At 46.7% G+C, this 20,168-nt stretch carries 15 protein-coding genes; 9 read left to right on the forward strand and 6 right to left on the reverse strand.

Translation table 11 applies throughout. From position 1 onward, the window contains the following. Window positions 1-58: 58 nt before the first annotated feature. On the reverse strand, window positions 59-955 hold the full coding sequence (gene mazG / locus FW758_RS10340) for a nucleoside triphosphate pyrophosphohydrolase (RefSeq protein WP_446445321.1): 897 nt from the start codon (window positions 953-955) through the stop codon (window positions 59-61). Window positions 956-1,496: 541 nt separating this feature from the next. Here mazG and aguA point away from each other — a divergent pair. Both aguA and FW758_RS10350 read left to right on the forward strand, forming a co-directional pair. Continuing rightward, a complete protein-coding gene (aguA, locus tag FW758_RS10345) occupies window positions 1,497-2,609 on the forward strand; it encodes an agmatine deiminase (protein ID WP_446445322.1) in 1,113 nt (370 codons plus the stop codon). Window positions 2,610-2,682: 73 nt separating this feature from the next. Next, on the forward strand, window positions 2,683-4,389 hold the full coding sequence (locus tag FW758_RS10350; protein ID WP_446445323.1) for an amidase: 1,707 nt from the start codon (window positions 2,683-2,685) through the stop codon (window positions 4,387-4,389). 185 nt (window positions 4,390-4,574) lie between these two features. Here the strand turns inward: FW758_RS10350 and FW758_RS10355 are convergent, their stop codons facing one another. Continuing rightward, a complete protein-coding gene (locus FW758_RS10355) occupies window positions 4,575-5,654 on the reverse strand; it encodes a methionine synthase (protein WP_446445324.1) in 1,080 nt (359 codons plus the stop codon). A 59-nt stretch (window positions 5,655-5,713) separates the two neighbouring features. Then, window positions 5,714-6,688 carry a DUF1852 domain-containing protein gene (locus FW758_RS10360; protein ID WP_446445325.1) on the reverse strand — a complete coding sequence of 325 codons (975 nt, stop codon included), beginning with the start codon at window positions 6,686-6,688 and terminating at the stop codon, window positions 5,714-5,716. Between the two features lie 637 nt (window positions 6,689-7,325). On the opposite strand from FW758_RS10360, the gene FW758_RS10365 reads away from it, so the two are divergent. The 3 genes from FW758_RS10365 to FW758_RS10375 all read left to right on the forward strand — a co-directional run bounded on the left by FW758_RS10365 (window position 7,326) and on the right by FW758_RS10375 (window position 9,924). Further along, complete coding sequence (locus FW758_RS10365; protein WP_446445326.1) at window positions 7,326-7,709, forward strand: DUF4011 domain-containing protein; 384 nt, start codon at window positions 7,326-7,328, stop codon at window positions 7,707-7,709. A gap of 78 nt (window positions 7,710-7,787) precedes the next feature. Continuing rightward, a complete protein-coding gene (locus FW758_RS10370) occupies window positions 7,788-8,765 on the forward strand; it encodes a transposase (protein WP_446445327.1) in 978 nt (325 codons plus the stop codon). A gap of 274 nt (window positions 8,766-9,039) precedes the next feature. Beyond that, window positions 9,040-9,924 (forward strand): pPIWI-associating nuclease domain-containing protein, encoded by an 885-nt coding sequence (locus FW758_RS10375; RefSeq protein ID WP_446445328.1) that lies wholly within the window; start codon window positions 9,040-9,042, stop codon window positions 9,922-9,924. A 422-nt stretch (window positions 9,925-10,346) separates the two neighbouring features. Here FW758_RS10375 and relA read toward each other — a convergent pair whose 3' ends face one another. Together relA and rlmD are read right to left on the reverse strand one after the other, a co-directional pair. Further along, complete coding sequence (gene relA / locus FW758_RS10380; protein WP_446445329.1) at window positions 10,347-12,557, reverse strand: GTP diphosphokinase; 2,211 nt, start codon at window positions 12,555-12,557, stop codon at window positions 10,347-10,349. 152 nt (window positions 12,558-12,709) lie between these two features. Further along, window positions 12,710-14,062, reverse strand: coding sequence for a 23S rRNA (uracil(1939)-C(5))-methyltransferase RlmD (gene rlmD / locus FW758_RS10385; protein ID WP_446445330.1), 1,353 nt, complete (start codon window positions 14,060-14,062; stop codon window positions 12,710-12,712). A 100-nt stretch (window positions 14,063-14,162) separates the two neighbouring features. On the opposite strand from rlmD, the gene barA reads away from it, so the two are divergent. The 3 genes from barA to FW758_RS10400 all read left to right on the forward strand — a co-directional run bounded on the left by barA (window position 14,163) and on the right by FW758_RS10400 (window position 17,941). Continuing rightward, window positions 14,163-16,964 (forward strand): two-component sensor histidine kinase BarA, encoded by a 2,802-nt coding sequence (gene barA, locus FW758_RS10390; protein ID WP_107948631.1) that lies wholly within the window; start codon window positions 14,163-14,165, stop codon window positions 16,962-16,964. Beyond that, window positions 16,939-17,538, forward strand: coding sequence for a YjaG family protein (locus tag FW758_RS10395; protein WP_259526992.1), 600 nt, complete (start codon window positions 16,939-16,941; stop codon window positions 17,536-17,538). The genes barA and FW758_RS10395 overlap by 26 nt, the downstream gene beginning before the upstream one ends. 169 nt (window positions 17,539-17,707) lie before the next feature. Continuing rightward, complete coding sequence (locus tag FW758_RS10400; RefSeq protein ID WP_006082632.1) at window positions 17,708-17,941, forward strand: DUF3319 domain-containing protein; 234 nt, start codon at window positions 17,708-17,710, stop codon at window positions 17,939-17,941. 21 nt (window positions 17,942-17,962) lie between these two features. On the opposite strand, the gene FW758_RS10405 is transcribed toward FW758_RS10400, so the two are convergent. Further along, on the reverse strand, window positions 17,963-18,862 hold the full coding sequence (locus FW758_RS10405) for a LysR family transcriptional regulator (protein WP_446445331.1): 900 nt from the start codon (window positions 18,860-18,862) through the stop codon (window positions 17,963-17,965). A gap of 299 nt (window positions 18,863-19,161) precedes the next feature. Between FW758_RS10405 and FW758_RS10410 the strand changes: the two genes are divergently transcribed. After that, complete coding sequence (locus tag FW758_RS10410; protein WP_446445332.1) at window positions 19,162-20,124, forward strand: AEC family transporter; 963 nt, start codon at window positions 19,162-19,164, stop codon at window positions 20,122-20,124. Window positions 20,125-20,168: the final 44 nt, after the last annotated feature.

Raw genomic sequence — 20,168 nt, forward strand, 5'->3', positions numbered from 1 at the left:
GCAGTAGTATACCAAAGGCGGCGCGATTCGACAAACACCAATCGGGATAATTTGCCGTTTATCTCGTCTCTGTCGCTTTTACTTGGTCCCAATAGGCATCCAGCTCCATTAATGTGTGCTCTTGCATGCTTTTACCGCTGTCACTCGCCAACTGTTCTACGCCGCGAAAACGGCGTTCAAATTTAAGGTTGGCTTGGCGCAACGCTTGTTCTGGATCGACCTTAAGATGGCGAGCTAGATTCACCACGGCAAATAACAAGTCGCCCATTTCGGACTGCACTTTCGCTTGGTCTTGCTCGGGTTGATTCACTTCATGCAAGACTTCATCGATTTCTTCGTGGATTTTAGCGACCACGGGCTCAAGTTCGGCCCAATCGAAACCGACTCGCGCCACCCTTTGCTGAATTTTGATTGAGCGCGACAGCGCAGGTTGGGTACGCGGAATATTATCTAACGCTGAAACCACAGTATCAGCTTGGGTTTCACCCGCCACTTGCTGCGCCTTTTGTTCACGCTCAGTCGCTTTAATCGCCTCCCAATTGGCTTTCATCGCTTGAGCGCCATCGCCTATTTGCGGATTTTGCTCACCAAACACATGGGGATGACGGCGGGTCAACTTGTCGCTGATTTTCTCAATCACAGTAGCAAAATCAAACAACCCCTGCTCTTTACCAAGCTGACAATAGAATACGATTTGAAATAATAAATCCCCAAGTTCATCGGGTAACTCATCCCAGGCTAAGCGCTCTATGGTATCGGCAACCTCATAGGCTTCCTCTAAGGTAAAAGGCACTATGGTTTGAAAGGTTTGTGCTTTATCCCACGGGCAACCTGTTTGTGGGTCGCGCAATTTTTCCATGATCTTAAGTAGCGGCTCAACATCTGTTATAGAAAATTCCGTTGTAGAAGGTTCAGTGGTCGAAAATGAAGTTAATGGCACAGTGTGGGAAGTCATGCTGATATCCTTAAAAGATAAATACTTAAGCGGACTAATGCTGAGGATGAACAAAAAGAATACGCCTCAGCAGTGCTTGTTAATGAAAGGCTATAATAACGCGATGATAAGCGAGGTCACATAAAAGCGCTATTTTGATGCTGAGATCAGATCTTAGGGTTCTTATTTAATAGGTCTTATTTTAACTAAAAGTGCATTCGCGCCATGTAGTGGTGAAATTCACCCAAAGAGCAATAAACTGACGACTTAACGACTCAACAAATTCTCATCTATGTCCTGCATACAAGTATTTAGCGCAAGCCATCTTAAATGATAAGATACGCAGCAATATTTCAATGAAGCTAAAACTCACTGAGTGAAGACCTAACAATTTCGGCCTAACTATACATGTGATGGATGCATGTAATAAATGCTCGTGATGAGCGCAGCGTAATGAATACGGTCATTCGATTTATTTGATTATGTTAGGTGTATTTCTATTCTGTCGCCCAAAATGGGGCGTACACCCTTATAGATTTGAGCATTACTGGAGACAAAATTCATGACAAACGCGACTGTGGATACCACGCCGTTAACGACTAAGCCATCTCAAGATGGTTTTTATATGCCCGCCGAATGGGCAGCGCAGCAAGCCGTATGGATGATTTGGCCATATCGTCCCGATAACTGGCGCTCTGCGGGCGCTTATGCTCAAGCGACCTTTGCTAAGGTGGCCGATGCCATTAGTGGTGCAACGCCCGTGTATATGGGTGTTCCTAAAGCCTTTTTAGCGGAAGCTCAAAAAGTGATGCCATCCCACGTCACTTTGGTTGAAATGGACAGTAACGATTGCTGGGCGCGTGACACTGGGCCAACTGTGGTCGTTAATGCCGAGGGCGAATGCCGCGGTGTTGACTGGGGCTTTAATGCTTGGGGCGGCCATAACGGTGGTTTGTACTTCCCATGGGATAAGGACGAACAAGTTGCACAGCAAATGCTTGCGCAGCATGGTTTTGCCCGTTACAGCGCGCCGCTGATCCTCGAAGGGGGTTCTATCCATGTTGACGGTGAAGGCACCTGTATGACGAGTGCCGAATGTTTACTCAACGCCAACCGTAATCCTGAACTGACGAAAGAACAGATTGAAGACTTACTGCGTGACTATTTGAATGTTAAGCAGTTTATCTGGTTGCAAGATGGCGTTTATATGGATGAGACCGATGGCCATATCGACAATATGTGCTGTTTCGCCCGTCCTGGTGAAGTCATTCTGCACTGGACCGATGATGAGACTGATCCACAATATCCACGCTCAAAAGCGGCGCTAGAGATGTTGCAAAATACCGTGGATGCCAAAGGCCGTAAGTTAAAAATCCATCTGTTGCCACAACCGGGGCCGCTGTATTGCACCGAAGAAGAATCAAAAGGTGTGGCTGAAGGCACTGGCGTGCCACGCACGGCGGGTGAGCGTTTAGCCGGTTCTTATGTGAACTTTTTAATAACCAATAATCGCATCGTGTTCCCGTTGCTTGATCCTGCAACCGATGATATCGCAGCCGAAAAACTGCAGGAAATCTTCCCAGAGCATGAAATTGTGGGTGTGCCAGCCCGTGAGATTTTATTAGGTGGCGGCAATATCCATTGTATTACTCAGCAAATCCCTGCTGGAAAGTAACCCAAGGAGAACAGCATGACGATTGATGTCACTGTTAATGCACCACAATTGGCTTTCAGCGGGAGGGCGTAAGATGTTTGAAGTTACTGAAGTTTCTATTGCCGAGCTGCGTGCAGCGCTCGAATCTGGCCACACCACCGCAGTTGAGCTGGTTAAGTCGTATCTCGCGCGGGTTGAGGCTTATGACGGCCCTGCGACAAAGACTAAGCTTAATGCGTTAGTGGTCCACAATCCCGATGCGCTCAAAGAAGCTGAGGCGTCAGATGCGCGCCGCGCCCGTGGTGAAACCTTAAGCCCACTTGAGGGTATTACGTATACCGCTAAGGACAGCTATCTAGTGAAGGGACTGACAGCGGCGTCTGGCAGCCCAGCCTTTAAGGATTTAGTGGCGCAATACGATGCCTTCGCCGTTGAGCGCCTACGCGCCGCGGGTGCCATTTGCTTAGGCAAAACCAATATGCCACCCATGGCAAATGGCGGTATGCAGCGTGGTCACTATGGCCGCGCTGAAAGCCCATACAATGCTGAGTATCTTACTGCACCATTCGCCTCGGGTTCTTCCAATGGGGCGGGCACGGGCACGGCAGCAAGTTACTCTGCTTTTGGTCTTGCTGAAGAAACTTGGTCGAGTGGCCGTGGTCCCGCGTCCAATAACGGTTTGTGTGCCTATACGCCGTCTCGCGGCGTGATTTCCGTGCGCGGTAACTGGCCGTTAACGCCGACCATGGATGTCGTCGTGCCTTATACCCGCACTATGGCAGACATGCTCGAAGTGCTGGATGTGATTGTAGCCGATGACCCAATTACCCGTGGCGACCTCTGGCGTCTACAAGCTTGGGTTCAAATCCCTAAAGCATCAAGTGTCCGTCCAGCATCTTATCTGGCGCTTGCCGCTCAAGCCGACACGCTGAAGGGTAAGCGTTTTGGCGTACCGCGCATGTACATCAACAAAGATGAACTAGCAGGTACCAGCGAAAACCCAGGTATCGGTGGACCAACGGGACAACGCATCCATACTCGCCAATCAGTTATCGATTTATGGAAAGCGGCGCGTAAAGCCCTAGAAGCTGCCGGCGCCGAAGTCATTGAAGTTGATTTTCCGCTGGTATCAAATTGTGAAGGCGACCGCCCTGGCGCGCCGACCGTGTTTAACCGCGGCATAGTCACGCCTGAGTTCCTCAATGATGAGCTGTGGGAACTTTCCGGCTGGGCGTTCGATGAATTCCTGCGTGCTAATAATGACCCTAAACTCAACAAACTTGCTGATGTTGTTGGGCATTTGATATTCCCCCATGATTTAGGCACCTTGCCAAATCGTGAGGGAGACCTCGCCGCCGGCATGGAAGAGTACGTCAACATGGCTAAGCGTGGTCTTAAATCCTATGACCAGATCGACACTATTCCCGATGGTCTGCGTGGCTTAGAGAAGACCCGTAAGCTAGATCTCGAAGACTGGATGGACGGGCTAAAACTTGATGCCGTGCTGTTCCCAACCGTGGCAGATGTCGGCCCTGCGGATGCCCATGTGAATCCGGCTTCAGCCGATATCGCTTGGAGCAACGGAGTTTGGGTCGCAAACGGAAACCTCGCGATTCGTCACTTAGGGGTACCAACTGTGACTGTGCCTATGGGCGTGATGGCCGATATTGGTATGCCAGTGGGGTTAACCTTCGCGGGCCGTGCCTATGACGATAATAACCTGCTTAAATTTGCAGGTGCATTTGAGTCAACAGATGAAAGGCGCATGATACCGCCACGCACACCAAAGCTTGGTGAATAAGTGCTAAGACAATGCATAAGCCTATGTAAGCACTAAATGCATGAGCTTAGAAATAAAAACGGGATTGGCATTAAGATGCCAATCCCGTTTTTTTTAATACCGACGTCGATACCTTTTCAACAAAGCTAGACTCATACTGCTATAAAACATGCTGCTGTAAAAAAGACAGCAGCACTTATCGCGTCTTATCTTAATGCCAAGAGTTCTTTTCTGACGATCTCTGCGCCAGCACTTAAAGCATTGAGTTTGCCTCTTGCGACTTGATGGGATAAAGGCGTCATGCCGCAGTTGGTGCAAGGATAGAGCTTGTCAGCATCGACAAATTTAAGAGCTTTTCGTAGGGTGTCAGCCACTTCCTCTGCGGTTTCAATGGTATCGGTGGCAACATCAATCGCGCCGACCATGACTTTCTTACCGCGAATGAGCTCAAGTAGCTCCATTGGCACATGGGAGTTGTGACATTCAAGCGAGATAATATCGATATTCGATTTTTGCAGTTTAGGAAATGCTTCTTCATATTGGCGCCACTCTGAGCCCAAAGTTTTTTTCCAATCTGTATTGGCTTTAATGCCGTAGCCATAACAAATATGTACCGCCGTTTCGCATTTAAGGCCTTCAATGGCTCTTTCTAAACAGGCAATGCCCCAATCGTTTACCTCATCAAAAAACACATTAAAAGCAGGCTCGTCAAATTGGATAATATCAACACCGGCCGCTTCTAATTCTTTGGCTTCCTCATTAAGAATTTTGGCAAATTCCCAAGCAAGCTTTTCGCGACTTTTATAATAGTCATCATAAAGCGTATCTATCATGGTCATTGGGCCAGGCAGCGCCCATTTAATCCGTTGCGTGGTTTGCTTGCGTAAAAATTTGGCATCCTCAACAAACACCGACTTTTGGCGGCTCACTGGGCCGACAACCGTGGGTACACTCGCATCATAACGATCGCGAATTTTCACGGTTTTACGTTTTGAAAAATCAACGCCGTTGAGGTGCTCAATAAACGTAGTGACAAAATGCTGCCGCGTTTGCTCGCCATCACTGACAATATCAATCCCTGCATGTAGTTGATCCTGTAATGACAAACGCAGTGCATCGTGTTTACCTGCAATTAATTCCTCACCTTGTAATTTCCAAGGAGACCAAAGTGTTTGAGGCTCTGCCAGCCACACAGGTTTAGGCAAACTGCCTGCCGTTGAAGTCGGTAACAGGGTTTGGTTAAGCAATGTTTTGTTAAGCGGTGTTTTATTAAGTAGTGTTGTCATGATATTGATGCCGTATTGGGTTAATTATTGAGCGTGACGATTAAGTAAGCGCAGAGCGACTAAACGAAATGAGCAGACCATTGTTCAAAAAACGTTTGGTAGGGCTTGATAAAGTGCTCCGCTGCAAATTTGCCTTGCTCATTAGCCAATTGGCTACGTTCTGCTCGATCATAAACAATTTGAGTTAATGAATGATCCAAGTTTTTCAAATTGGGTTGATAGCATTTCCCTGCAACAGCATTGGCGTTATAAATCTCAGGGCGATAGATTTTTTGAAAAGTGCCCATAGTGCTGATGGTGCTTATCAACTCAAGGTGAGTGTAATCATTGAGTAAATCACCAAAGAAATAAAAAGCTAACGGCGCCACGCTATTTGGCGGCATAAAATAGCGCACCTGTAAGCCCATTTTTTTGAAATATTGCTCAGTTAAAGACGATTCATTTGGCTGATATTCAACCCCTAATACAGGATGCTGATTCTCAATTCTATGGTAGGTTTTATTATCCGAAACACTGAGACAGATAACAGGTGGCTTATTAAAATTCTGTTTGTAAGCATCAGAATTAACAAAAGACTGAAAGAGCTTGCCATGTAGACCACCAAAATCATCTGGAATACTAAATTTGGCTTGGCCCTTATTATGTTCTGCCAGTAATACGCTAAAGTCATAATCGCGTACGTAAGATGAAAAGTTATTACCTACAATGCCTTCAATACGTTTATTGGTTTTATGATCAACAATATTGGTTTTCAAAACTTCAATCGATGGGAAGGTTTGACCACTGCCGTCAATATCCAGATTAACGGAGATAATTTCCAGCTCAACGCTATAACGATCGCCTTTAGGATTATCCCAATGCGCTAAGGCATTAAAGCTGTTATCAATCATCTTTAACGCGTTGCGTAAGTTCGCTTGGCGATGACTGCCTCTGGCCAAATTAGCAAAGTTGGTGGTAATACGCGTCTTGTCTGAGGGATGATAATTTTCATCAAGACAAATGCTGTTAATCGTAAATGTAAAATGCTTATTCATAGTGATCCAGTATCCCATTGTCTGATTTCAAACCTGAGTTTATGCCCTGTTATTCTAGCTTCTGACCCGACTCTGATAGACATTATTCGTGTTCTGTCTGAGGTTCTATTTAACTTAAGTGCCAATAACTTAAGTTCTGATGGCTTAGCTAGGGTGAAACTTCAGGCTTGACTCATATTTAGCTTGGAGTCATTTATACGTGGTTCGGCACATGAACAAAAACGGTTTTATTTCACATAGAACATGAGCCATATTCATGATCGATTAGCATGGCGTTGTGGATTAAATAATTCCGTAGAGCATAATAGCCCCAAGGAGACTGGCCGATTAAGTAATTTGCAGGCAAAAGGGCATACTCAGGAATGCTGGGACACATTTTTCTTAATTAGGAATGAGGTGAGCAGTAATCTCATGGCGAATAGCACCATCAACTTTAGCTAATATCGTTAAATTTATTAACGGCCCCTAAAAATAATATCCAGCCATTCACTTCCTGCCCGACTTGTTCTTATCATTCTAATAATCCGCAAGATTGCTTTTAGAAACAACCATTGATATGGTAGATTTTTAACCAACGCCACCAGCAAAAACCTAGTGAAAACTATTGCTGTTCAGCATATCTCGGAGATGGATTTTTATGGTTGTTGAGCAGCAGCTGGAACGTGCGCGTCTGGAATTACTTGATATGGGTCTTCGATCCAACCCTCAGCTGAATTACCGCAGTGGTAGTAAAGCCCTCGACATTATTGATGAGCAATCTGCCAAGATATTTGAAATGCTGGTTGAGCAAGAAAATACACTCAGATTTTTACCATTGCCAGAAGCTTATCAACAAAAAATTGCCGACAGTGAAGATGAAGGATCATTCTTTCAGACCGACGATGAATCGGAATTGCCACCTCTTGATTTATACCTCGAACAGAAAAAGGGAGCGGCCCGCTTCACCGACAAATACCTACAAACCGGATTAGTGCCCGCCAAGCTGGATAAAGCCCTGCTGAAACTGGAAACCGACGAGTAAAAGTGGACACCCAGCCTAAATAGCGCAGTTGTTAACCTCCGACTATGCTTGGGTTAAGCATTAAACAAGGAGGTTTGTATGCCGCGCCCACGTAGAACTCAGATAAGTGTTGAAGACACACCCTATTACCATTGCTGTAGTCGCGTTGTGCGGCGTGCGTTTTTGTGTGGTGATGATGCCTATTCGGGAAAAAATTATGACCATCGCCGCGCATGGGTAGAGTTGCTACTGTTTGAACTCGAAGCGGTTTTTGCTATTGATGTGGCGGCCTTTGCAGTGATGTCCAATCATCTGCATGTGGTGCTGCGGGTCGATATCGACAGCGCGAATCGTTGGACTGACCGCGAAGTACTTGAGCAGTGGCATAAGCTGTTTAAAGGCGATGAATTAACGCAAAAATTCGCCAAAGGTGAGTTAGTTGAGGCGCATGAAGTTCACAGATTAAAGCATTCAATCGCAATTTACCGCAGCCGATTATGCGATATTTCATGGTTTATGCGCTGCCTTAATGAACCGATAGCAAGACAAGCAAATCAAGAAGATAACTGTACAGGTCGTTTCTGGGAAGGTCGCTTTAAATCGCAAGCCCTGCTCGATGAAGCCGCTGTGTTAACTTGTATGGCCTATGTTGATTTGAATCCTATTAGAGCGCAACTGGCTGATACACCAGAACAATCCGGCCATACCAGTATTCAGCTGCGTATTCGGGCCGCATTAAAAGGTGAGCAACCTAAAAATCTACTGCCTTTTATCGGTAATGAGCGCGACAATCAGCCCAATGGCATTGCGTTTTTATTATCGGATTACCTTGAATTGGTCGATGATACAGGTCGAATTATTCGAAGTGATAAACGTGGGGCTATCAGTGTAAATAGCGCTAAGTTACTGGCAAGATTAAATATCCCACATGACAATTGGCTCAAGCTCACCACTGAGTTTGGCAAGCTATTTCATGGTCCGGTGGGTAAGCTGCAAGCACTCACTGATTACTGCGAACATCTGGAAAAGCGACGACGGCACTTTGCCGCAAGCTGTCAGCACTTTCACAGCAACTAACTGTAATCCTGTTTAACTAAATCAATCTCTGCCCATTTGTTTTATTGGGTGGGTTAGCATGTCTTAAATCCACTATTTTTTAATGAGTAAGCTCATTTTTATGCCTTAGCTTGAGCCCTTCAACTTTTGATGACTCTCATTTAAGCAATTTTAGCTCGTACAAGTTGTAGATAAACCAAAAGTGCATTATGTTGTTGATCTAAAATGGATGGCCAGATTTTTCAACAATATTTTACCTGTTAACAGGGCGTTAAACATAAAAGGAATTGAAGATATGGCTAAGAAAATTAATATTTCACAATTACAAAGTAAATTGCGTCAGATTGAAAGTAATCAGCGTCAAGCCATAAATAAGTACAATCAGGAAGTTAGAAAACACAATCAAAATATTAAAAACGCCGTGAACAAATACAACAGCGCTGTAGGGCAACACAATGTGCGGGTAAGGGCAAACCGTCAAAGAATTATAAATGAGCTAAACAGATTGCAAAGCCGCACAACAGTGCGATATCAGGTCCTCCATACATCTACAGTTTCACTAAATAGATCGTACCAAAGCCTAGAAAAGCGCGAACAAGAGTTTGAGAACATCCCTTTCGGGAACCAGTTTCTTGATTTATCTGAGAAAGAAAACGCAAATAGCCTTGCGGTTTCAAATGCTATGGAGTCAGATGAGCCACAAACAAATGCTGGCAATGATGGCGATCTCATCTCAACATATATCACAGGCGAACTAATTGAAATATCACTTGATTTAGATAGCAGGTGGAAAGGCGCACTCTTTTCTCTGAGTCCTATGAATCCGGATGCTTCGCGCCACTTTTGTACTAGTGCTAGGGAAATATTTATACAAATTCTTGATCACTTTGCTCCCGATACCGACGTTCTTACCCGCTTTCCACAATGTGAAAAAACAGATAAAGGACAGCCTACTAGACGCTGGAAAATCAAACACATTTTGGTAAATTCGGGTATCGTCAGTGAGGAAGCAGTTGAATTCGTTGATGAAGATATTACCAACGTACTGCAACTTTTTCGTGTATTCAACGATGGTACTCATGGTTCGGCTGGAAGATTCGAGTTTTCGCAGTTACGTGCCATAAAAGAAAGGGTCGAAAGTGGTATCGTTTATCTCACCACCATCTGTAAAAATACCTAACAAAAATTAAAGTCGCCCGCAGGCGGGCTGGGATCTCAAAAGCTATGCTTTTTCGGCCCCTTAATTGAGCATTACCCATAAAAATTTTATTCGAAATTCACATGGTACAGCCCAGGACCTAACACGCTTTTGTCCCAAAGCGTGCTGCGTAACGCTTTTAAATCTACAGGTTACGCTAATGCCAAAAAGGTGAGCCATGGTGATTAGCGAGACGACCGTTCGCCCCATGGACGGGGCGGTCGAGCATCCAAGGACGGACTTGCTGCGCGTCTGGGAGCAAATGCCATGGCAAACCATGTCTCAGAATGATGAAGAGCATCCCTGCTGCCCCAATCCTTTATCTCTGCTTCTAGATGGCTTCTTTGTATCTTTTATATTGCTTGTGATTTCGAGGCTAATCGCTTCGAAAAGCATTGCGAACCCTAAAGCCGTCTTGCCTCGATCACGCTATCGACCTGGGTCAGTTTAGATAACACCCGCGATAAACCATCGAGGTTATAAAGCTCTAATTCCAACTCAATCGCGGCTGTCTGGTTTTTGGTATCCGATGACGAGCTCATGGCTAATACATTGGATTTTTCAGCAGCCAGCACTGAGGTTAAGTCACGCAATAAGCCACTGCGATCGTGGGCTAATACCCGCAGACGCATTCGATAACCGCCGGAGTAATTTTCGCCCCAGACCACATCGACACCGCGCTCTGGGTGAACCCGCATTAACTCTTTAACTTGTTCACAATCAGCGCGATGCACAGAAATGCCACGGCCTTTAGTAATAAAACCTAAGATTTCATCACCGGGAACTGGCTGACAACAACGGGCGATATGGTTAAGCAAGTTACCCACACCGTTGACTTCAACCTGACCACGGCCACTGGAGGTCGGCTTATGCTGGCCTTTCTTAACTAATTCTTCGACGGCATCTTCTTCTGACACTTCGTCGAGTCGCAGACGACTCTGAATATGGTTAACCACTTGATGCAGACGCACATCACCGCCGCCAATCGCCGCCAGTAAATCATCCATGCTCGCCATATTAAAGCGCTCGACCGCGATGGCGGCGTCTTTAATTTTAAGGCTCACCCGCGCCAATTCGGATTCGAGCATTTCTTTGCCGGCGACAATATTCTTGTCTCTGTCCTGCTGCTTAAACCAATGCTGAATTTTCGAACGCGCACGTGAGGTACGGATATAACCTAAGTTAGGGTTAAGCCAGTCGCGCTTGGGATTGGGCTGTTTCGAGGTGATGATCTCGATACGCTCGCCCGTTTCAACCTGATAGGTGAACGGCACAATACGGCCATCGACCTTAGCGCCAATACATTTATGTCCCACTTGGGAGTGAATGTAATAGGCAAAGTCGAGCACGGTTGAGCCCAGTGGCAAGTCGACAACTTCACCGCTTGGGGTGAACACATAGACTCTGTCTTCAAACACTTGGCTGCGGACTTCGTCGACCAAGTTGCCACTTTCGACCACGTCTTCCTGCCATTGCAGAATTTTACGCAGCCAGTTAATTTTTTCTTCGTAGCCGCTTTGCTTACCGGAATGATTATTGCCTTCTTTGTATTTCCAATGCGCAGCCACACCCAGCTCTGCATCTTCATGCATATCTTGGGTGCGAATTTGAATTTCAACGGTTTTGCCCTCAGGCCCCACCACTACGGTATGAATCGATTGATAACCGTTAGGTTTAGGGTTAGCGACATAGTCGTCAAATTCCCGCGGAATATGATGCCAAAGCGTATGCACCACACCTAACGCGCCATAACAATCCTGCAGACGATCGGTCACGATACGCACGGCGCGCACGTCAAACAACTCATCAAATTTGAGGTGTTTGCCCTTCATCTTGCGCCAGATGCTGTAGATATGTTTCGGCCGGCCGTAGACCTTAGCGCGAATTTGGTCTTCATCTAGTCTTTGTTGCAACTGGCTGACAAACTTGTCGATAAAGACTTCACGGTCCAGTCGTTTGCCATCTAATTGCTTAGCGATGTCTTTATAGGTATCTGGATGTAGGTAGCGGAAAGAAATATCTTCCAGCTCCCACTTTAGTTGACCTATACCTAAACGGTTGGCCAGCGGCGCATAAATATCGGCAATTTCGCGGGCCAGCAGCACGCGAGTTTCTTCATCGGCATTTTTCACTGCCCGCAGCAAGCACACACGCTCGGCCAGTTTGATGACCACAGCGCGCACATCTTCAACCATCGCCAATAACATGCGGCGGATGTTGTCGATTTGCGGCTCGGTGGAGCGACTGTTGGGATTGATTTTTAAGGCGCCGATGGCATTCATGGTCACAACGCTCGCCACTAAACGCGCCAGCGGCTCACCAAATTTTTCTTTGATGGCTTCTTCAGTCAGTAACCCAGCATCGAACACCACAAACAGAATCGCCGCTTGCAGGGTTTCAATGTCCATGTTCAGCGGTGCGAGGATTTCGATCATCTCTCGAGCACGTTCGAGCAGTTCTCTCTTCGCCGCAGGACTCTTAGCGGGTAAGGCGTCAATCTGCCCTATCAAGGAGAGCAGCATCTGCGCTTCATCGGCATGACCGATATAGCGAGCCACCCAATCTTCTAAGTGAAAATCGGGATCATTAAAGTGCGCTTCGCGAACAGAGACCATCTAATTTATTTCCTTATCCGTGCTCAGAGAGAAAGTGGGCACCACTTCAGCTCTCCTATCTTCAGCATTGGCGCGAACTTGTCAAACCCAACCGACGTAATAATCACATTTTTTACGTTATTCAAACGCTTTGCTTACTTTGCCAGCGCAAATTACTTGGTTAATTCAAACAGTGCCATGGCTTCGATATGGTGTGTTTGTGGGAACATGTCGATAAGTCCCAATTGCTGTAAGCGGTAACCGCGCTCTAACAGTACAGCGCTATCGCGGGCCAAGCTCGCAGGATTACAAGATACATACACGACTTTGCGCGGCTTCATTTTCTTCAGCCATTGCAAGCTTTCAAACGCCCCAGCGCGGGCGGGATCGAGCAGTAATTTATCAATTTTGCCCATCCAAGGCTCAAGGGATAAATCCGCACTCAAGTCGCCGTGATAAAAGGTCAGTTTATCCAAATTGTTAGCTTTAGCGTTCACCCGTGCCTGAATCACCATCTCGGCAACCCCTTCGACGCCAATCACATCCGCGCCCATTTTCGCTAAGGGCAAACTGAAATTCCCCATGCCGCAGAACAAATCCAAAATGCGCTCATCAGGCGCTGGCGCTAACCAATCCATCGCTTGAGCGACCATGGCCTTGTTAATCTGTCCGTTCACTTGCACAAAGTTACCTGGGGTGAAACTTAAACTCACCGCATCCGACTCAGCTTTGTCATCTAACAGCTGATAAACCGGTAACACTAAATCGGCGCCAACTCCTTGGAATTGGCCTTCATTATCCTGCAGACAAATGTGGATCTGATGCTGCTCGGCAAAGGCTGACAGCTTAGCGAGATCTTTATCGTTGAGCGCCTTAGTGATACGCAGCACGGCAAAGTGACCATTATCGGCGGCAATCAACTCAAGGTGGCCTAAGCTGGCTTTAGCCGACAATTGATTCAGCAACTTAGCAAAGGGGACGATTAAGTCCGATAACGGCTTAGCTAACACCTGACACTGGCTGATCGGCACCACATTGCTGCTACTGGCGGCACGAAAACCTAAGCTTAAGTGTTTGGTATTTTTATCAAATAAAGTCGCAAGACGCGCACGACGACGATAATGCCAACCTTCACCCGTGAGTGCGGGCGATAACGCGCCGCCTTCGGCGCCGGCAAACTTAGCCATAATATCCAGCAACGCCGCTTCTTTATGCTCCCGCTGGCCCGGTAATGACATATGCTGTAAGTCGCAGCCGCCGCAGGTGTGATAGTGTGGACACTCGGGCTCGACGCGCTCAGGACTTGATGAATCGACTTTAATTAACTTAGCGCGGGCATAATTTTTCTTTTGCTCGGTGAGTTGTACCGTCACGGTTTCATCGGGCAGTGCGCCGGGGATAAACACGACTTTACCTTGATGTTGTGCTATACCTGCCCCTAAGTGATCGAGCTGATTGACGCTCAGCGATAACTTAGCCGACAACTGTTTGGAACTATTTGGTTTTGCTTTAAAAAATTGCGCCATTTCGGCCTCTAAATCAATAAAATACTGGCAAAGACCGCCCTCTTTCTGGCAGTCTTATAAAATTATCTTAGTCTCTGTCACAGGAAACACCGCCGCTGCTATGAACCCAGTCAACAACATGACCAAATACAGCCTACGTTCTTGGGTTCTTGTACTGGCGCTCGCGCCAACAATCTTGGTCGGTATCCTTCTGGGCAGCTACTTTACCATAAACCGTTTTTATGAGCTCGAAGATACGCTCGTCGAACAGGGCAGCAATATTATCGAGCCGCTGTCGATTGCCAGTGAAATCGGTTTAGTGGCTAATGATCGCGAGGCGACCAAACGCTTACTCGCCGCGGCGCAGCTCAACAAGTCCACCCTCGTGAAATCCATCGCGATTTTCGATGCCAACAATCAGCTCTTTGTGACCTCGCACTACCACAAAGACTTTGAAATTATGCGCTACAAAGAAGCGCTTAACACACTGCATAAAACCGAAATAGAGCATGTGGGCGACAGCCTGATTTTACGGACACCGATTTTCTCCACCGGGCCCAGCGCCGCTCCCGCAAATTACGATATCCAAACCGACGATGGTCAGCTGTTAGGTTATATCTCCATCATCATCAATAAAGAACGCGCCTTGCTCGAGCAACATAGAGCCGCCGTCGCCGCCTTTATAATCGTGTTGATCGGGGTGCAGTTGAACTTGCTGTTCACTTTCCGGCTGGTGAAAAACGTCACTCAGCCCATTACTGAGATGGTGCGCGTCGTCGCTAAAATCCGTGAAGGTAAGTTGGACGCCCGCTTAGATGGCAACTTGATTGGTGAGCTCGACTTACTCAAACGCGGCATCAATGCCATGGCGGGGTCGTTGTCGGAATACCATGATGAGATGCAGCAAAATATCGACCAAGCGACTTCGGATCTGCGGGAAACCTTAGAGCAGATTGAAATCCAAAACGTAGAGTTAGATTTAGCGAAAAAACGCGCCCTAGAAGCCAGCCGAATTAAATCAGAATTCTTAGCCAACATGTCCCACGAGTTACGTACGCCGCTCAATGGCGTTATCGGTTTTGCGCGGCAATTGGTGAAAACCCCTTTGCATTCGAGCCAAGTCGATTACATCAAAACCATTGAACGCAGCGCCACTAACCTGCTGGGCATCATCAACGATATTCTCGACTTTTCTAAACTCGAAGCCGGTAAAATGGTGTTGGAAAACATGCCCTTCGGTCTAAGGGAAACCATAGGCGATACCATCACGCTAATCTCGGGCAGCGCTCAGGCTAAGGGCCTAGAACTCGTCGTCGATATCGCTCCTAACGTACCGGACAATGTGAATGGCGATGCAATGCGTGTGTGCCAAATCATCAATAACTTGGTCGGTAACGCGATTAAATTCACCGACTCTGGCAGCGTGATGGTCAAAATCGAACTGCAAAGCCAGTCGGAAGAACAAGTGGTACTGCGTTGTGATGTGGTCGACACAGGTATCGGTATCGATGAAAGTCAGCAGGACTTTTTATTCCAAGCCTTTGGCCAAGCCGATTCGTCGATTTCACGCCGCTTTGGTGGCACGGGCTTAGGTTTAGTGATCACTAAACGTTTAGTGAATCAAATGGGCGGCCAAATTGGCTTTACTTCATCCCCAGAAAAAGGCTCAAACTTCTGGTTCAGTTTACCGCTCGGCTTAGGTCAGTTCCAAATCGGTGACTCACTGCCGCTCGAAAAACTCAAAGACAAAACCATACTATTTTATGAGCCCCGAGTGCTGACTCATGCTGTCTTGAGTCGCCAATTGAATCAATGGGATACCAAAGTGACTCACCATCAGCATATCCCAAGCTTGCTGACCACACTCAACACGGCCGAAGCGCCATACGACTATGTTCTATTGAGTTGCCATGGGTTTAGCGATGCTGGACAACTGGTAAGCACACTTAACTTGGCAAAGACCAAAACCGATTGCCTTGTGGTGCTATACGATTGCCAAGAACAAGACGCCTTAACCCAGTTTATCCGCCCGAATGCCGATGTGGTGTTGTCTCTGCCCGTGAGTGAGCACCAGCTTGCCCGCAACTTACTCTATCCACCGATGGAATACGACATCATAGCCCCAGTGACCATAGCCACGCCGGCGGCGCGCCAATCCTTAACCGTACTGGCGGTGGATGATAACTTTGCCAACTTAAAGCTAATCGACACCTTGCTTAGTGAGTTAGTGACAACGGTAGTTGCGGTAAACAGTGGCGATGAAGCGGTTAAACAGGCGAAGACTCGCACCTTCGATTTGATTTTTATGGATATTCAGATGCCAGGTACAGATGGCATCAGCGCCACTAAGCAAATTCGCCAAGGCTCGATGAACCGTAACACGCCGATTATTGCCGTGACGGCCCATGCGATTGCTGAAGAACGCGAGCTAATTTTAGGCAGTGGCATGGATGGATATTTACCGAAACCTATTGATGAAGCGGCGCTCAAAGACGTTATCCATCGCTGGATCACTCGGCCTAAATTCACCCATTTTGACCTGCATACGCTGAACTGGGATTTATGCTTAACCCAAGCTAATCACAAGGCAGACCTCGCCTTAGACATGCTGAGAATGTTGCTCGACTCCTTGCCGCAAACCGTGACGACAATTCAGACGGCGCTGAGTCAAAACGATCATCCCGTCATGCTCAGTACTATCCATAAACTGCATGGTGCGAGCTGCTACTGCGGCGTGCCAACAACCCAAAGATTATGCCAAGAAATAGAATCGGCGCTAAAACGTGAAACAGCGGTCGAAGATCTCGAACCCGAAATACTAGAGTTACTTGATGAGTTAACTAAGGTAGAATCTGCGGCAAATCAAGTGATATCACAGCTATCAGCGGAAATAACAGATGACCAAAAAAACGGGCTTCTTTAAACGTCTTAAGGCGTTAACATTGCCACAAAAACAACTCTTCGCCACTGCACTTTGCCAACGCATGTTGCCCAACTATCAACTGTTTTCCGAAGTCTGTGAGTTTGGTGACCCTGCTGTGTTGAGTACTGCGTTAGAACTACTCTGGCAATCCCTGTACGACCCTAAGCTTAAATTCAATATCGATGTGCATCTGCAACGTCTTGAGGATAACACCCCAGAACCCGCTGATTTTGAAGCCTATGGCGTCTATCCAGCCATGGATGCTGTGGTCGCCATATCGACCTTACTGGGGGCGATTCAAGGCAAGATTGAAGAAGATATCGTCAATATCAGCAAACTGTCATCGAGCACTGTGGCTAACTATATCGAAGCCATCAGCGATGTCGATTTAGTCGATGAAGCATTAGATGATTTCGTTTTTGCCCATGAAGTTATGGAAGAAGAAAAAGAGTTACAAAATTCTCTGCTGGAAATTATCGAAGAAAATCCCAAGATCACAGCGGAACTGGTTAAAGGTTTACGCAAAGACATTATCGAAGCTGGCGTATCAAATATCGGCATCAGCATCGCTTAATTGATGGGGTGCTTGGGGTAACTCAAGCACCTTTATTTCTAAACAGTATGTCTAAACAATGTTTAGAAACAATAAGCCTCTAGTCTCGACTGCAATCACTTTCAAGCAAGCCACAAAACGAGTAAGACCAAATCTAGCAAGTTCCATCAGCCAATATTGAGTTATTCCAATGAAAAAGATTGTTTATCAAGGATTTGTCTTAACCAATAGCGAAGGACGAACCGACAGTTGGAAACTGACCATCAAAGATCAACAGCGTATCGGTTCTTTATTCGAACTGCGTCGTTTAGTGGGATACTTTTTAGAGCTCGGCATATTACCCGCGACACGCTCCAGCCTGCAGGACGCGAAACAAACGCAAAATACCATGAGCAAAAACACGGTAAAACCTAAAAGACGTTAAGCATCCGTTCCCCTCGTTAAATCAACGCATAGAGAATAACTCTGGCGCTTTTGACTGCATAAACTCAATAAAGACTCTTACCTTTAGCGGCTGCTGACTGCGCTGATGATATAAAATCGAAATCCGCCTCTGCTCGCCAATCCATTCTGGTAATAATACTTTAAGTTTCCCTTCTTTAATCTGCTGTTTTACAAATAGTTCGGGACCATACAAGATCCCGCCATGGCCTAAGGTCGCCTGAATCGCACCGTGTAAATCAGTGAGGGTCAACTTAGTTGGGCCATTAAAATAGAAAGACTCACCGCTCGGATGCTTTAAATGCCAATTAAACAGCGGCCAGACTTTTATCAGTTGATGGGCTTCGAGATCGTCGGGATGCTCAAGTTTAGGTGCCTGAGCCAAGTATTCTGGCGTGGCAAACAGGCAATAATCCAGCTCGCCTAAGGTACTCGACACCCAAGAAGAATCAGGCTGAGCCCCGCCGACAATCGCCACATCTATGCCCTTGTCAATCAAATCGACTAACTCATTGCTCTGGGAAATGTGCAAACGGATATCGGGATACAGGCGGCCAAATTCATTCAAAGCTTGAATAAACACGATGGAAATAATCGAAATTGGCGCGGCGATGCGCAGGGTGCCCTCGGGTTTATCGCTGCCCGCACCACTCAGTTCATCAAATTGGGTAACCACACTCTGGTAGCGTTGAAAGAGCGCCAGTCCTTCCTCCGTCAGTCGTAACTTGCGTGTGCTGCGCATAAAAAGCTGCTTATCGAGCTTCTCTTCCAACTTCGCTAACTTGCGGCTCACTGTGGCAATGGGCATATCAAGCTCCTTCGCCGCCTGCGAAAAACTGCCCGCATTGACTAAATGCACAAAAAGATAGACAAGTTGTAGTTCAGCGCCTAAATCATCACTCATTGCATGTCCTAATTCTGTTCTAGCTGCCCACTTTAGGCACTATATAAAGTCATCAACAATCACAGCGTACGCTAAGTCATTGTGTTTTAAACATCAATTAATCCACTTATACGACCATAGCGCAATAGCCTTAGACTGAAATGATATGTTATTTTGTGGCGAGTTTTACTGCGCTGGCGCTAGTTCTGGTTCTAACGTGACATAAAAAAGGCAAGCGCCCACCTAAAATCAGAGCGATAGTAGAAATGACGGTGGTGGCTGAGTTTATTCAAATTTAATCGTAAGGATGAGTGAGGGAAATGACCATTTTAACCCCTCTGTTTGCCGTCTTCGGGATCATGTTGCTCGGCACACTAGTGCAAAAATTAAAAATCTTGCCCGTCGATACGGATCAAGTCCTGAACCAATATGTGTACTATATTGCGTTCCCTGCGATCATGCTTATCGCCCTCGCCCAGCAGCCGATTGATGAAATTTTGCAATGGGGATTTATTGCAGGCTACAGCACGGCTATGGTGATTACTTATCTTGTCTGCCTTGGGCTCTCGCTGCTTGCTACCCCTAAACAGCATGCGGTTGCCGCCATTCGAGCCCTCAATGCCACCTTTGGTAATACGGCATTTATTGGTATTCCACTGCTTATCCTCTTATTCCCGCAGCAGCAAAGTGCCTTAGTCGCCGCCGCGATTGCCAGCTTATTATCCGTGCTGATGTTTGCCGTCGCCTTAGTCTCGATGGAACTGGCCACAAACACCCAAAGACAACACCACGCCTTAGTCATAATGGCGATGGCGGTCGGTAAAAACCCTATCGTTATTGGTAGCTTAATTGGTGTCGGCATTTCGGCGCTAGAGATAAAACTACCTTCTGGGCTGGCGCTAATGATCCAGCAAATTGGCAATACCTCAAGCCCCTGCGCACTATTTGCTATCGGCATGGTACTCGCCAAAGCGATGCGCTACCAGAAAGATAGCAGCGTATTTAGCCCCAAGAATTTTATCGAACTGAGCCTTATCAACCTCTTCAAGCTGGCTATCCAACCGGCACTCGTCTACTTTATGCTTAACCGTTTTGGCGTGAGCGGCGACTACCTGATCATGGGCGTGATCTTGAGCGCACTGCCCACAGCCGCTAGCGTGTACTTACTCGCCCAGCGTTATAATACTCAGGCTTCAACCAGTGCTCAGGGCATTCTATTTGGCACCTTAGTTACTTTTTTTAGTTTGCCTATCTTAGAAAGCTTAGTAAGAACCCATGCATAATCAGTTAATTAAAAATATTTACTGCCAATAATGCCGATTATTTA

The sequence above is a fragment of the Shewanella sp. 1180_01 genome (genome assembly GCF_052850535.1).

What these genes read in the sequence shown, in the direction of transcription:
- FW758_RS10355 (WP_446445324.1), bottom strand. Translation starts at nt 5,654, where the DNA reads ATGACAACACTACTTAATAAAACACCGCTTAACAAAACATTGCTTAAC.
- relA (WP_446445329.1), bottom strand. Translation starts at nt 12,557, where the DNA reads ATGGTCTCTGTTCGCGAAGCGCACTTTAATGATCCCGATTTTCACTTA.
- aguA (WP_446445322.1), top strand. Translation starts at nt 1,497, where the DNA reads ATGACAAACGCGACTGTGGATACCACGCCGTTAACGACTAAGCCATCT.
- rlmD (WP_446445330.1), bottom strand. Translation starts at nt 14,062, where the DNA reads ATGGCGCAATTTTTTAAAGCAAAACCAAATAGTTCCAAACAGTTGTCG.
- FW758_RS10365 (WP_446445326.1), top strand. Translation starts at nt 7,326, where the DNA reads ATGGTTGTTGAGCAGCAGCTGGAACGTGCGCGTCTGGAATTACTTGAT.
- FW758_RS10405 (WP_446445331.1), bottom strand. Translation starts at nt 18,862, where the DNA reads ATGAGTGATGATTTAGGCGCTGAACTACAACTTGTCTATCTTTTTGTG.
- FW758_RS10395 (WP_259526992.1), top strand. Translation starts at nt 16,939, where the DNA reads ATGACCAAAAAAACGGGCTTCTTTAAACGTCTTAAGGCGTTAACATTG.
- FW758_RS10370 (WP_446445327.1), top strand. Translation starts at nt 7,788, where the DNA reads ATGCCGCGCCCACGTAGAACTCAGATAAGTGTTGAAGACACACCCTAT.
- barA (WP_107948631.1), top strand. Translation starts at nt 14,163, where the DNA reads ATGAACCCAGTCAACAACATGACCAAATACAGCCTACGTTCTTGGGTT.
- FW758_RS10350 (WP_446445323.1), top strand. Translation starts at nt 2,683, where the DNA reads ATGTTTGAAGTTACTGAAGTTTCTATTGCCGAGCTGCGTGCAGCGCTC.
- FW758_RS10375 (WP_446445328.1), top strand. Translation starts at nt 9,040, where the DNA reads ATGGCTAAGAAAATTAATATTTCACAATTACAAAGTAAATTGCGTCAG.
- FW758_RS10410 (WP_446445332.1), top strand. Translation starts at nt 19,162, where the DNA reads ATGACCATTTTAACCCCTCTGTTTGCCGTCTTCGGGATCATGTTGCTC.
- FW758_RS10400 (WP_006082632.1), top strand. Translation starts at nt 17,708, where the DNA reads ATGAAAAAGATTGTTTATCAAGGATTTGTCTTAACCAATAGCGAAGGA.
- mazG (WP_446445321.1), bottom strand. Translation starts at nt 955, where the DNA reads ATGACTTCCCACACTGTGCCATTAACTTCATTTTCGACCACTGAACCT.
- FW758_RS10360 (WP_446445325.1), bottom strand. Translation starts at nt 6,688, where the DNA reads ATGAATAAGCATTTTACATTTACGATTAACAGCATTTGTCTTGATGAA.